The sequence below is a fragment of the Novosphingobium decolorationis genome, from assembly GCF_018417475.1.
GTDB classification, from domain to species: Bacteria; Pseudomonadota; Alphaproteobacteria; order Sphingomonadales; family Sphingomonadaceae; genus Novosphingobium; species Novosphingobium decolorationis.
On the sequence record NZ_CP054856.1, the window covers coordinates 137,839 to 150,183 of the forward strand.

General features: G+C 67.6%; 10 protein-coding genes. 9 read left to right on the forward strand and 1 reads right to left on the reverse strand.

Translation table 11 applies throughout. The features are described from left to right. Positions 1-8: 8 nt before the first annotated feature. The gene (locus HT578_RS00735) at positions 9-1,040 is read right to left on the reverse strand and encodes a GNAT family N-acetyltransferase (RefSeq protein ID WP_213501536.1); all 1,032 of its coding nucleotides are present in this window, start codon (positions 1,038-1,040) and stop codon (positions 9-11) included. A gap of 24 nt (positions 1,041-1,064) precedes the next feature. Between HT578_RS00735 and HT578_RS00740 the strand changes: the two genes are divergently transcribed. The 9 genes from HT578_RS00740 (at position 1,065) to HT578_RS00780 (ending at position 12,343) form a co-directional block, all read left to right on the forward strand. Beyond that, positions 1,065-2,627 carry an acyl-CoA ligase (AMP-forming), exosortase A system-associated gene (locus tag HT578_RS00740; protein ID WP_213501538.1) on the forward strand — a complete coding sequence of 521 codons (1,563 nt, stop codon included), beginning with the start codon at positions 1,065-1,067 and terminating at the stop codon, positions 2,625-2,627. Beyond that, positions 2,624-3,850, forward strand: coding sequence for a pyridoxal-dependent decarboxylase, exosortase A system-associated (locus HT578_RS00745; protein ID WP_213501540.1), 1,227 nt, complete (start codon positions 2,624-2,626; stop codon positions 3,848-3,850). Before HT578_RS00740 ends, HT578_RS00745 begins: the two co-directional genes overlap by 4 nt. Positions 3,851-4,031: 181 nt before the next feature. Then, the gene (locus HT578_RS00750) at positions 4,032-4,673 is read left to right on the forward strand and encodes an XrtA/PEP-CTERM system exopolysaccharide export protein (RefSeq protein ID WP_148626490.1); all 642 of its coding nucleotides are present in this window, start codon (positions 4,032-4,034) and stop codon (positions 4,671-4,673) included. A gap of 16 nt (positions 4,674-4,689) precedes the next feature. Continuing rightward, a complete protein-coding gene (locus tag HT578_RS00755) occupies positions 4,690-6,210 on the forward strand; it encodes an XrtA system polysaccharide chain length determinant (protein ID WP_039394001.1) in 1,521 nt (506 codons plus the stop codon). Positions 6,211-6,224: 14 nt separating this feature from the next. Then, the gene (locus HT578_RS00760; RefSeq protein ID WP_239026417.1) at positions 6,225-7,361 is read left to right on the forward strand and encodes a P-loop NTPase family protein; all 1,137 of its coding nucleotides are present in this window, start codon (positions 6,225-6,227) and stop codon (positions 7,359-7,361) included. Then, on the forward strand, positions 7,361-9,091 hold the full coding sequence (locus HT578_RS00765; RefSeq protein WP_213501542.1) for a preprotein translocase subunit YajC: 1,731 nt from the start codon (positions 7,361-7,363) through the stop codon (positions 9,089-9,091). Before HT578_RS00760 ends, HT578_RS00765 begins: the two co-directional genes overlap by 1 nt. A 20-nt stretch (positions 9,092-9,111) precedes the next feature. Next, a complete protein-coding gene (locus HT578_RS00770; protein ID WP_213501544.1) occupies positions 9,112-10,395 on the forward strand; it encodes an XrtA/PEP-CTERM system-associated ATPase in 1,284 nt (427 codons plus the stop codon). Between the two features lie 20 nt (positions 10,396-10,415). Next, positions 10,416-11,270 (forward strand): XrtA system polysaccharide deacetylase, encoded by an 855-nt coding sequence (locus tag HT578_RS00775; protein ID WP_213501546.1) that lies wholly within the window; start codon positions 10,416-10,418, stop codon positions 11,268-11,270. Continuing rightward, the gene (locus tag HT578_RS00780) at positions 11,267-12,343 is read left to right on the forward strand and encodes a FemAB family XrtA/PEP-CTERM system-associated protein (RefSeq protein ID WP_213501548.1); all 1,077 of its coding nucleotides are present in this window, start codon (positions 11,267-11,269) and stop codon (positions 12,341-12,343) included. Before HT578_RS00775 ends, HT578_RS00780 begins: the two co-directional genes overlap by 4 nt. Positions 12,344-12,345: the final 2 nt, after the last annotated feature.

Genomic DNA, 12,345 nt, shown 5'->3' on the forward strand with positions numbered 1-12,345 from the left:
GCGCGCCTCTAGCCGCGCGGGAGGCGTGCGGCAAGGTAATGCGCGGCTAGGCGGCCCGCCAGATGGGGCACATTGGCAAGTGCGCCGGGGCGGAACGCCTCGATGCGATAGCGTGGGCGTTCGGCGTTCATCCAGTCGCGCTTGTAGGGATCATTGCCGGTCCCGAAGTCAACAAGGTCCACCTTGTCAGTGTCGAGCGCGTGGCGAAGAAGCGCGGCGGTGAGGACAGAGCCGGGCGACAGCGCGCGGGCACTCTCGCGATGGGCGAGCTTGTGGATGAAGGCGGTATCGCCCTCAAGGCTCCACAGCTGTGCCGCGATGGCGGGCCCTGTCGGGTCCGATGCGTCATGGGCAAGGCCAAGGCGCAGGCGCCCGGCGGCCCCTTCGGCCTCAGCAAAGGCGCGCAGGAAGGCGGGGGAGCCTTCCTCGCCCTTCCAGCTTTGGGCGTAGATCGCTTCGTATTGCGTCCAGGCGTCGGCGTCGAAATGCGTGAGGACTTGCGCGCGCACCTTGCCGCTCTTGCGCGTGAGGGTCGTGCGCAAGGGGCCGGGAAGCGTCGCGTGGTAGGTTGCGAAATCGCGCCCGCGCACCTCGAGCACGTGGTTGGTGTCGCACGGCTCGCAGAACACCCACCATCCGGCCGCGCGAAAGGCCTGGACAAGGGCGTGGGCGCTCCCATCCTCGTCCGGGACCTTGTCGAGCGTGATCCGGCGGGCGAGGGGTTTGAGCGCCTTGGCGAGAGGAGCCAACAACGCCGGATCGCCGCGCACGATCGGGCGAAAGCGGAACGTGTACCAGTTGGCAAGCGCGACCAGGTGCCCCGGCGCGGCCTCGTGCAGGGCCAGCAGCGCCTCGCCAGCCTCGCTGCGGGCGCCGTGGAGCGTGCCGCAAAGGCCGCAATGGCGCTCGAGCGCCTGCCACCACCACAGCCTGTCGAAGGGCGCGTGCGCCTCCTCACAAAGCAGGGTATCGAGGCGCGCGCCGGGTTGGACTTCGCGCAGCGGCTGGTGGTAGATCGAGGCGCTAACCGAAATGTTCATGATTTGCGGGTCAATTCCATCGCCATGCGTTCCACGCTCTCCCCCCCGTTGCCGGTCCCGGCACGCCCTGTCGACCATGTCATCGAGATGGGGGAGGCGTCCGCGCAGGCCCTAGTGCTGCGCGAAACGGTGCTGGACTACAAGACCTTAAGATTGCGTGTGGGGCGTCTGGCCGCCTGGCTCGCGCGCGAGGTCCCCGAGCCGGGCGCGCGGGTCGCAACCTGGGCGGCGAAGGGCGAGCTGGCCTGCCTCATGCCGCTTGCCGCCGCGCGGGCCGGGCTGGTCCATGTGCCGGTGAACCCGCTTTTGAAACACGCACAGGTGGCGCATATTCTTTCTGACAGTGGCGCTGTGCTGCTGCTGGGCACGCCAAGCCGTCTGGCGAGCCTCCGCGAAGGCGACGTGCCCGAGGGCTGCCGCTGCATCGAAGAGGCTGACGCGCTGGCGCAGACTGCGCAAATGGATGAGCCTCTGCCTCCCTCGGCTGCGGACACGGCCGATCTGGCCGCCATTCTCTACACCAGCGGCTCGACCGGACGGCCCAAGGGCGTGATGCTGAACCATGCAAACCTGTGGCTGGGGGCCGAGAGCGTGGCGCAGTACACGCAGCTCAGTGCGCAGGATCGCACGCTCACCGTGTTGCCGCTGGCCTTCGATTACGGTCAGAACCAGCTCTTTTCGACCTGGTTGGCCGGGGGCTGCGTCGTCCCGCTCGACTATCTTCTGCCCCGTGATCTGGTGAGGGCGGTGGAGCGTCACCGGATCACGACACTGGCCGCCGTTCCCCCGCTTTGGGTGCAGGTGTGCGAGCTCGACTGGCCTGCCGAGACGGCGGCGCACCTGCGCCGCCTGACCAACAGCGGCGGGGCACTGACCCCGGACCTCGTGGCCCGTCTGCGCGCGCTTTTCCCCGAGGCGCGCCTTTACGCGATGTACGGCCTGACCGAGGCGTTTCGTTCGACCTATCTCGATCCGGCGTTGATCGAGGAGCGTCCCACCTCGATGGGCAAGGCTGTGCCCCATGCCGAGATCCTGGTCATCAACGATGCCGGTGAGATCGCGGCGGACGACGAGGAGGGCGAGCTTGTCCATTGCGGTCCGCTGGTGGGGCAGGGCTACTGGCAGGACCCGGCGCGCACCGCCGAGCGCTACCGACCGGCTCCGTCGGCCTCGCACACCGGCGGCATCGCGGTATGGTCGGGCGACCGGGTGCGGCGCGACGCGCAGGGCTTTCTCTATTTTGTCGGAAGGCGCGATGCGATGATCAAGAGCGCGGGCAACCGCATCAGTCCGCAGGAAGTCGAGGATGCAGCGCTCGCCAGCGGTCTTGTCGCCGAGGCGGTCGCGCTGGGCGTTCCCGATGCGCGGCTGGGGCAGGCGGTCCACCTCGTCGTCAGGGCCGCCATCGACGCGCCCGAGGCGCAGGCGCGCCTGCCGCGCGCGCTGATGAAGGAACTTCCCAATTTCATGCAGCCCAAGGTCATTCACTGGCGCAGCGCCCTGCCCACGGGGCCCAATGGCAAGATTGACCGGGCAGGCCTTGCCGCCGAGATCCGCGCGAGCCTGACCGGCGAGGTGCCGGCATGAAGCCGCTCGGTCCCATTCCCGCAGGGTTCGAGGCCATCGACGGTGTCCTTGTCGTCGCTGGAAGGCCCGTGACGCATTGGGTCGAGGAGGTGGGGGATACGCCGCTTTTCCTCTACAGCGCAGAGCGTATCCGCGCGCGTATCGCCCAGCTGCGCGCGGCCATGCCCGCGCGCCTCGCGCTGCACTACGCGGTGAAGGCCAATCCTTTCGGTCCTGTGCTTTCGCTGATGCACGGGCTGGTCGATGGCTTCGACATCGCCTCGGGCGGCGAACTGCGCGAACTGCTTGCCTGCGGCGTTGCGGGCGGGGAGATCAGCTTCGCCGGGCCCGGCAAGCGTGACCGCGAGCTGGAAGCGGCCATTGTCCACGGTGTCACGCTCAACCTGGAGTCCGAGGGCGAAGCAACCCGCGCGCTCGCCCTTGGCCAGAAGCTGGGCCTGCGTCCGCGTCTGGCCGTGCGCGTCAATCCGGACTTCGACCTCAAGGGCTCAGGCATGAAGATGGGCGGCGGCGCCAAGCCCTTCGGCATCGATGCGGAGCGGGTTCCGGCGCTGGTGCGCCGCCTGCTGGACGCCGATGCGGACTGGCGCGGATTCCACATATTCGCGGGCAGCCAGGCGCTGGATGCCAGTGCGATTGCCGAAACGCAGGGGCAGACGCTCGATCTCGCCGCGCGGCTGGCCCAGGAGGTGGGCAAAGCGCCCCCCCACTGCAATCTGGGCGGCGGACTTGGCATCCCCTATTTCGGTCCGGACACTCCGGTGGACCTGGAGGCTGTCGGCGGCGCGCTGGCGCAGCGTTTCGAGCGGCTCCCGGAGATCCTGCAGGACACGCGCTTCTGCATGGAGCTTGGCCGCTACCTGGTGGGGGAGGCCGGGGTCTATCTCACCCGGGTGCTCGACCGAAAAACGAGCCATGGTGAAACTTTTCTTGTGACCGATGGCGGGTTGCACCACCAGTTGGCTGCCTCGGGCAACTTCGGGACGGTGGTGCGGCGCAACTACCCGGTCGCCATTGCCACGCGCTTGGGCGCGCCGGTCGAGGAGGAGGTCTCGATCGTCGGGTGCCTGTGCACGCCGCTCGACAAGCTCGCGGAAAAGGCCGGTTTCCCGCGCGCGGACGTCGGCGATCTCGTCGCGGTGTTCTGCGCGGGCGCCTATGGTGCAAGCGCGAGCCCGGCCTCGTTCCTGGGGCAGGGGCCTGCCTTGGAGCGGCTTGTCTGACAACGATTGCAGGAAGGGGTGGGGCATTGTCCCATTCCGGGACTGGGGCTAGAGTTAGTGCGTAAGGCTAACGCAATGTTCACCCTTTCTGGCCATAGGGCAGGGTGGAATTTGCCCGAGCCTTAACCTGTGCGCGAATGTGATGTGCGGGAAGGACGAACGGGGTCAGAGGGAAGAAGTCATGCGGTTTGATCGCCTTGCCACACTCGTGTCCGGATGCGCACTGGCCAGCCTTGCGCTGTCGGGCTGCGCCACGACCAGCGCGCCCGAACTGCCGCCAGCGACGTTCGTGGCGATGCAGGAAGGGCCGGGCGAGGAGTACATCATCGGCCCGCTCGACGATCTGACTGTCTTCGTGTGGCGTAATCCGGAACTCGGCGCCAAGGTCCAGGTGCGGCCGGACGGGCGCATCACCACGCCGCTCATCACCGACATGCCCGCCGTGGGCAAGACACCCGCGATGCTGGCCGAGGACATCCGCCTGCAGCTCTCGCAGTATATCGAGGACCCGCTCGTCTCGGTGATCGTCAACAGCTTCTCGGGCACGTTCAGCCAGCAGATCCGCGTGGTTGGCGCAACCGAGAAGCCGGCCTCGATCCCCTACCGCGCGAACATGACGCTGCTTGATGCCATGATCGCGGTGGGCGGACTGTCGGAGTACGCGGCGGGCAACCGCGCGCGCCTGATCCGCTTCGACAAGACCAGCGGCAAGCAGAAGGAATACAAGCTGCGTCTCTCCGACCTCCTCAAGGAAGGGGACAGCAAGGCCAACGTGATGCTCTCGCCGGGCGATGTCATCATCATCCCCGAGAGCATGTTCTGAAGGTCAGGGCGCAGCCATGAACACGCTGTATGAAGAACTGCTCGCAGCGATGCACAGCGTCTGGCACCGGCGCTGGATCGCGCTCGCCTGCGCCTGGGCGATCTGCCTGGTGGGGTGGCTGGCCGTGGCCCTGATCCCCAACTCGTACGAATCGCGTGCGCGTATCTTCATCCAGCTGGACGATGCCCTGGCCGAACAGGTGGGCATCGGCGTGGCCGACAAGAAGCGCGACATCGAGCGCATCCGCCAGACGCTCACGAGCGCGGTGAACCTGGAAAAGGTGGTGCGCGCGACGCGTCTGGGGGACACCATCGAGGATCCCAAGGCGATGGAGGCGGCGGTCCTGGCGCTGGGCAAGAACGTCTCGGTCGTCGCGCAGCAGGACAACCTCTTCGAGATCCGGGCGACGGCCAGCAACGGGTCGTTCTCCGATGCCGAGAACGCGAAGCTGGCCCAGAATGTCGCGCAGAAGCTGATCGACATCTTCCGCGAGGAGAACCTTTCGGGAAATCGCGGCGAGATGGCCGAGAGCCTGCAGTTCCTCAACCAGCAGCTCAAGCAGCGCGAGAGCGAACTGGAAGCGGCCGAGAACAAGCGCTCCACGTTCGAGGCGCAGCATCCCGAACTCGCGCAGGGCGGCGCGCTCAACAGTCAGCGGCTGGAATCCGCCCGTTCGGAATTGCGCGGGGTCGAGGCCGATCTTGCCGCCGCGCAGAGCGCGCAGGCCGCCATCAACGGCCAGATCGCCAGCACGCCGCGCACGATGCCGGGTGGGAGCGCCGGCTCGGCCAGCGCGGCGCTGGCGAAGGCCCAGTCCGACCTGGCCTCGATGCGGGGGCGCGGCCTTACCGAGAACCATCCCGACGTCATTGCCGCGCGCAACCAGGTCAACGCACTGAAGGGCGCGGCGGCTGCCGAGAGCGACAGCGGCGCGGGCATGCCCAACCCGGCCTACGCCTCGCTGGTCTCGATCCGTGCCGAACGCATGGCCAACGTCCAGGCGCTGATCGCGCGCAAGGCCGCGTTGCAGTCCGACGTCGCCACGATGACCGCGAACGCCATTGCCAACCCTGAACTCGCGGCGGAGGCCAACCGCATCGCGCGTGACTATGACGTGCTGCGCCAGCAATACGACAAGCTCCTGCAGGACCGCGAGGAACTGCGCATTCGCGGGGAGGTGAAGACCGAGCGCGAGGCGGTGAAGTTCGAGGTCGTCGATCCGCCCACGACGCCGCGTGCGCCTGTTGCGCCCAACCGTCCGGTGCTGCTGATCGGTGTGCTGGTCGTAGGCCTTGGCGGCGGCTGCGCGGCGGCCTTCGCGCTGAGCAAGGTGCGTTCGGTCTTTGCCACTACCGCCGGTCTGGAACGCGCCACGGGCCTTCCCGTGCTGGGTGCGATCTCGCAGAACCTGACCGAGGGCGCGCGCGCGCTGCGGCGGCGCAGGCTCAAGTATTTCTATGGCGCGACGGCGGCGCTCGGCGGTCTTCTCGTCGTGCTGCTCGTGGTGGAATTCGTCCAGCGGGGCATGGTCGCATGAGCGGGGAAGGCAAGATGAGCGAACCGGACAAGATCCCCGCCGACGATACGACGCCCGACGTGGCCGACACGCCGACCGATCCGTCTGGCAAGCCCGAAGGCGAGAGCCCCTCGCTGATCGAGCGGGCCGCGCGCCGCTTCGATTTCGGCAGCTTCATCGCGCGCCCCGATCCGCTTCCCGCCGATGTTGCGGCCAAGGCGGCGGCGAGCGGCAAGGCGCGCCGGATCGTGCGCAACGACAACGCGGCCAAGCCGGCCGGAGAGCCGGAACCGGCCGCAGCCCCGCCTGCCAGCGCCGCGCCGCAACCCCGCCGCCGGGCGAGTGACTTTGCACCTGCGCCCGCCGATCCGACGCCCGTCGCGGCGGCTCCGGTGGAGCCGGTCCCGGAGGTCGTCGAGGAGCCGGTGGTCTTTTCCGGGACCCGCCACCCCATCGACCGCGATCGCCTGGCCGAGCATGGCCTGATCGTGCCCGAAGGGGCGGTGACGGCGCTTCTCGAAGAGTTCCGCATCGTCAAGCGGCAGGTGCTGCCCCAGGCGGCCGAACTGCGTCGCAAGAAGGCGGGGCCCGCCGCGCAGCGCGTGCTCATCAGTTCGCCCCATCCGGGGGAGGGCAAGACCTATTGCGCCCTCAATCTTGCGCTTTCCATCGCGGCGGAGAAAGAGAGCGAGGTACTCCTCGTCGATGCCGATTTCGCCAAGCCCTCGGTTCTCTCGATGCTGGGCCTGCCCGGTGGGCGCGGCCTGATGGACGCGCTGATGGACGAGACGCTCGATGTGGCCGACTGCGTGCTCGGCACCGATGTTCCGGGTCTGTGGGTCCTGCCTGCGGGCGAGGACACCAACACCGACAGCGAGTACCTGTCGAGCTCGCGCACGAAGCGTGTGCTCGACCGCCTGACGCAAGGCGCCCCGCAGCGCATCGTCATCTTCGATTCGCCGCCCGCGCTGGCCGCCTCGCCCGCTGCCGAGCTGGCCAAGCATGTCGGACAGGCGATCGTCATCGTGCGGGCGGACCGGACCGGGCAGGGGGCTCTTGACGATGCGATCAAGCTGCTCGATGGCTGCCCGAACGTGCAGCTCCTTCTGAACGGCGCGCAATTCAGCCCGAGCGGCCGCCGCTTCGGGTCCTATTATGGATACAAGGATTGATGCGCGGCCATTCCCTTCTGACCTATGCAGGCCTGGGGCTCGCGCTTGCCTGTGTGTCCGGGGTCCATCCCGGCAGCGCCGTCGCGCAGACCATGGGCTATGGTGGGCTTGGCGGTGAGGACGCTGCCGGTCCCGGTGCCACGTCGGGCAACGGAGCTTCGGGTGCCGGTCCTTCGGCCGGCGCGCAGGGCGAGAAGGCCACGGGCGGACGCCGCGTGGACATCCGCCCCTATATCGAACTGGACCAGATCGTCAGCGCCCAGCTTTCGCCCGGCAGCGACGTCCTGACCTATACCCAGGCCGCAGTCGGGGTCGACGCCGGGCTGCAGGGGCGGCGCACCGGGCTTTCGCTGTCCGCGCGCTATGCCCGCCAGATCGGTTGGGGGGATGCGCGCGACAGCGATATCCTGAGCGGTGTCGCGCGTGGCTATGCGACAGTGACGCCGGGCCTGACGCTTGAGGCGGGCGGCCTTGCCACGCAATCGAGCTTCTCGGGTGGATCGGCGCGCTACCTGGGCGGGGACGACCGGCGCACGGTCTACTCGGTCTACGCCGGACCGACCCTTGCCACGCGCGCGGGCGCGGTGGATCTTCAGGGCAGCTACCGCGCGGGCTATTCGCGGGTGGAGCAGGGCAACGCCTTCCTGCCGGCTCCGGACGGCGAGCGTGTCACGCGCAGCGAGGAGAGCGTGGTGCAGTCCGTCGAGCTTCAGGCGGGCGTCAAGCCGGGCACGGTGCTTCCTGTTGGCCTTGCCGTAGCCGGGAGCGCCTACCAGGAGGATATCTCCGTTCTCGACCAGCGCGTGCGCGACATGCAGGCGCGCGCGATGGTAACCTTGCCGGTGAGCCGGACCGTACAGGTCGTCGGCGCCATCGGGTACGAGGATGTCGAGATTTCGAACCGGGACGTGGTTTATGATGCCGAGGATCGGCCCGTGATCGGGCGCGACGGGCAGTACGTGACCGACAAGAGCTCACCGCGTCAGCTGTCCTACGATGTCTCGGGCATCCTGTGGGACGTCGCCGTGATGTGGCGGCCGAGCCGACGCACGTCGTTCTCGGCACATGTGGGGCGCCGTTACGGCTCTACCACCTTTGGTGGCCAGCTTGCTTATTCGCCCGATGACCGCAAGACGCTCAGCGTCTCGGTCTACGACAACCTGGCTGGCTTCGGCGGACAGATCAACCGCGCGCTCAACGACCTTCCGACCGATTTCGAGGCGGTGCGCGATCCGGTGACAGGCGATCTGGTGGGCTGCGTCAATTCGCTGGAGGGCAGCAACTGCCTTCCGGGCGTCCTGGGCGCGCTGCGCGCTTCGGCCTTCCGCGCGCGCGGTATCGCGGCCAGCTACACCATGCAGATCGGCCGTCTGAGCGCCGGGATCGGGCTTGGCTACGACCGGCGCAAGTACATCGCCGCGCAGGGGACCATCCTTGCCAGCGCCGATGGCATGATTGATGAAAACACCTGGGCCTCGCTCTACCTGTCGGGTCCCTTGGGCCGCAACGCGGGCTGGTCGACCAACGGCTATGTCAACTGGATCACGTCGACCGACACCACCTTCGGCGATGTCACGACCTATGGTCTGGCCGCTTCCTATTACCACATGATCACGCCGCGCCTGCGCGGTTCTCTGGCCGTGTCGGTCGATGGTTCGAGCTACGACCTCGACACGGTGCGCGACTACTGGTCGCTGACAGGCCTTACCGGCCTTCGCTACAACTTCTGACTTCGAGGGAGGAGTTCACGATGTTCGATGATTTCTACGGGCTCGAAGCCAGACCCTTCCAGCTGACGCCCGATCCGGCGTTCTATTTCGAGAGCGTGACGCACCGCAAGGCGCTGTCCTACCTGGGGTATGGCCTCGCGCAAGGGGAGGGCTTCGTGGCCATCACCGGTGAGGTTGGCTCGGGCAAGTCGACGCTGGTCGCCTACCTGATGGCCACGATCGATCCGGGCCGGATGACCGCGGCCAACGTGGTGACCAGCGCGCTTGATGGCGAAGAGATCGTCCACGTCGTCGCGCGCGCCTTCGGGGTCGAGGTCGACGGGCACGACAAGGCCTCGGCGCTGGGCGCGATCGAGACCTTCCTGCACGAGGAAGCGCGTGCGGGACGCCGTTCGCTGCTGATCGTGGACGAGGCGCAGAACCTCTCGATTACCGCGCTTGAAGAGCTGCGGATGCTCTCGAACTTCCAGCTGGGGGCACATCCGCTGCTCCAGACGCTGCTTCTGGGCCAGCCCGAATTTCGCACCACGCTGATGGAAAGCGACCGGCTGGAGCAGCTGCGCCAGCGTGTGATCGCAACCCACCACCTGACCGCGATGCAGCCCAAGGAAGTCCAGGCCTACATCGAACATCGCCTCACCTGCGTGGGGTGGGACGGCAATCCCAGCTTCGATCAGCGCGTCTTTTCCGGCATCTACGAGGCGACGGGCGGCGTTCCGCGCCGGATCAACCAGGTCGCCAACCGCCTCCTGCTGCTTGGATCGGTCGAGCAGCGCACGCGGATCGACAGCGCCATGCTCACGCAGGTGCTGGACGAGATGAAGCACGACGGCACCATCGGCCATGGCCACGAGGGTGAGGACAGCCGAAGCGCGCACCACCATCCCGACCATTCGCTCGACAACGGGGTGCCCGCCTCGGTCGCGATCGCGCACGAGGCTGCATTCGCGTCGGATGACGATGGGAAGAGTGCGGCAAGGACGAGCCACGCGGGTATCGACGCGCCCGCCGCCATTGCCCTGATCGAAAGTGCGCTGGCGGATCGTGACGCCCAGATCTGCGAGCTGCAGCAGGCGGTCGTCGAGCTCGCCAACAAGGCCGAAGCCCATGAAGCCCAGGCCCTTGAGGCGGAGGATCCTTCGGCGGAACTCGTGCGTAATCTTGAGGCGCAGCTCGCCGAAGCGCATGAGCGAACGGCGGCGCTGGAAGCCCGGCTCGACGAACAGGAGCGGACCTTGCGCCACGTCCTGACCATGCTGATCGAATGGGTCGAGGGCGGCGGAGACCAGCGCAGCGCGGCATGAGCGCGGTCGGGCCAAAGGCCATGATCAACGGCCTCTCGGTCGACGTCGAGGACTGGTTCCAGGTTGGCGCGTTCGAGAACGTGATCGCGCGCAGCGACTGGGATCGCCTACCCTTGCGGGTGGAGCGCAACTGCGAGGCCGTGCTTGAACTGTTTGCCGAGGCAGGCGTGACCGGAACCTTCTTCACGCTGGGCTGGATCGCCGAGCGCGCGCCCGCAATGATGCGCCGGATCGCCGAGGCCGGACATGAAATCGCCAGCCACGGCTGGGCGCACGAACGGGTGTTCCGTCTGGGAGCAGAGGCTTTCCGCGAAGATCTTGCGCGCAGTCGCAAGGTCCTGGAGGATGTGAGCGGCACGTCCGTGCAGGGGTACCGTGCGCCCAGCTTCTCCATCGATGCGCGCACCCCCTGGGCCTACGAGATTCTGGCCGAGGCCGGATATGCCTACAGTTCGAGCGTGGCGCCCGTGGTGCACGATCACTATGGCTGGCGCGAGGCGCCGCGCTTTGCCTTCCACCCATTGGCGGGAAGCGACCTTGTCGAGATCCCGGTGACCACGGCCGAGGTCGGTGCAAGGCGGCTTGCGGCCGGTGGAGGCGGGTTCTTCCGTGTTCTTCCCTATGCCTTCACGCGCTGGGCAATCCGCCAGGTCAACGCCGAGGGGCGTCCGGCGGCCTTCTACTTCCACCCTTGGGAGATCGATCCCGACCAGCCCCGCGTCGAGGGGGCCCCGCTGCGCTCGCGGCTGCGTCACTACACGAACCTTCACCTGATGGCGGCCAAGCTGCAGCGCTTGACGGCCGAGTTTCGCTGGGGGCGGATGGACGTCCTGGCCGATGCCGAGCGCCAGCGCGCCGTGAGGCTGGCGGCGTGAACTCGCCTTTTGCCCCGGTCGGCACGCACGTGCGTCTGGCAGACCTTTCTGACCGGGGCGAACGTGCCCGTATCGACGATTTCGTGCTGGCCCATCCACTCGGCACACCCTTTCATCGTCCGGCCTGGTTCTGCTCCGTGGCCGAGGCGACAGGCAACGCGGCGCTGGCTCTGGTGGCCGAGCGGGCGGGCGCACTTTCGGGCCTTCTTCCACTCGACTGCATCGCCTCGCCGATCTTCGGCCGGGTGCTTGCATCGAGCGGTTTTGCGGTCGACGGCGGGCTTCTGGTTCAGGATGGGGTAGACCCGCAGGCGTTCTTCGATGCCGTGCGCGAACTGGCGGAACGCTATTCCTGTCCAACGGTGGAACTGCGCGGAGGTCTGCTTCCCCAAGCTGAAGGAGGCTGGGCGCTTCAGGACGGCTCCCATTGCACCTTCGCGCGCCCTCTCGCCGAAGACGACGAGGCGGAGCTCACGGCGATCCCGCGCAAGCAGCGTGCCGAGGTGCGCAAGAGCCTCTCGGCCGACCTGGAAGTCCACGCAGGTCGCGGCGAGGACGCGCTTGCCGAGCATTACCGCGTCTTTTGCGAAAGCTATCGCAACCTGGGTACGCCGGTTTTCCCGCGCAAGCTGCTGGGCGCCGTGCTCCGGGCCTTTGGCGAGGACGCGGACATCCTGACTGTGCGCCATGAAGGGCAGGCGGTGGCCAGCGTGCTGAGCCTTTATCACAAGGGCACCGTCATGCCGTACTGGGGCGGCGGGACCTGGGCGGCACGGCGGCTTCGGGCAAACGAACGCATGTATTTCGAACTCATGCTCCACGCTCGGCGCAAGGGGATGCACAGCTTCGACTTCGGTCGTTCCAAGACGCACAGCGGCGCCTACCACTACAAGCGCAACTGGGGGTTCGAGCCACGCGCGTTGACCTACGCCAGCTGGACCGCACCGGGAGCGGCGATGCGCGATATGAACCCGCAAAGCGCGAAGCGGGCGCTGCAGGTGAGGCTTTGGCAGCGCCTGCCGCTGGGCATTGCCAATCGCCTCGGCCCTCTGATTGCGCGCGGGATCGGGTAGGC

Excerpts from the sequence above, each read along its gene's own strand:
- HT578_RS00735 (WP_213501536.1), bottom strand. The coding sequence starts at position 1,040 with ATGAACATTTCGGTTAGCGCCTCGATCTACCACCAGCCGCTGCGCGAA.
- HT578_RS00740 (WP_213501538.1), top strand. The coding sequence starts at position 1,065 with ATGCGTTCCACGCTCTCCCCCCCGTTGCCGGTCCCGGCACGCCCTGTC.
- HT578_RS00745 (WP_213501540.1), top strand. The coding sequence starts at position 2,624 with ATGAAGCCGCTCGGTCCCATTCCCGCAGGGTTCGAGGCCATCGACGGT.
- HT578_RS00750 (WP_148626490.1), top strand. The coding sequence starts at position 4,032 with ATGCGGTTTGATCGCCTTGCCACACTCGTGTCCGGATGCGCACTGGCC.
- HT578_RS00755 (WP_039394001.1), top strand. The coding sequence starts at position 4,690 with ATGAACACGCTGTATGAAGAACTGCTCGCAGCGATGCACAGCGTCTGG.
- HT578_RS00760 (WP_239026417.1), top strand. The coding sequence starts at position 6,225 with ATGAGCGAACCGGACAAGATCCCCGCCGACGATACGACGCCCGACGTG.
- HT578_RS00765 (WP_213501542.1), top strand. The coding sequence starts at position 7,361 with ATGCGCGGCCATTCCCTTCTGACCTATGCAGGCCTGGGGCTCGCGCTT.
- HT578_RS00770 (WP_213501544.1), top strand. The coding sequence starts at position 9,112 with ATGTTCGATGATTTCTACGGGCTCGAAGCCAGACCCTTCCAGCTGACG.
- HT578_RS00775 (WP_213501546.1), top strand. The coding sequence starts at position 10,416 with ATGATCAACGGCCTCTCGGTCGACGTCGAGGACTGGTTCCAGGTTGGC.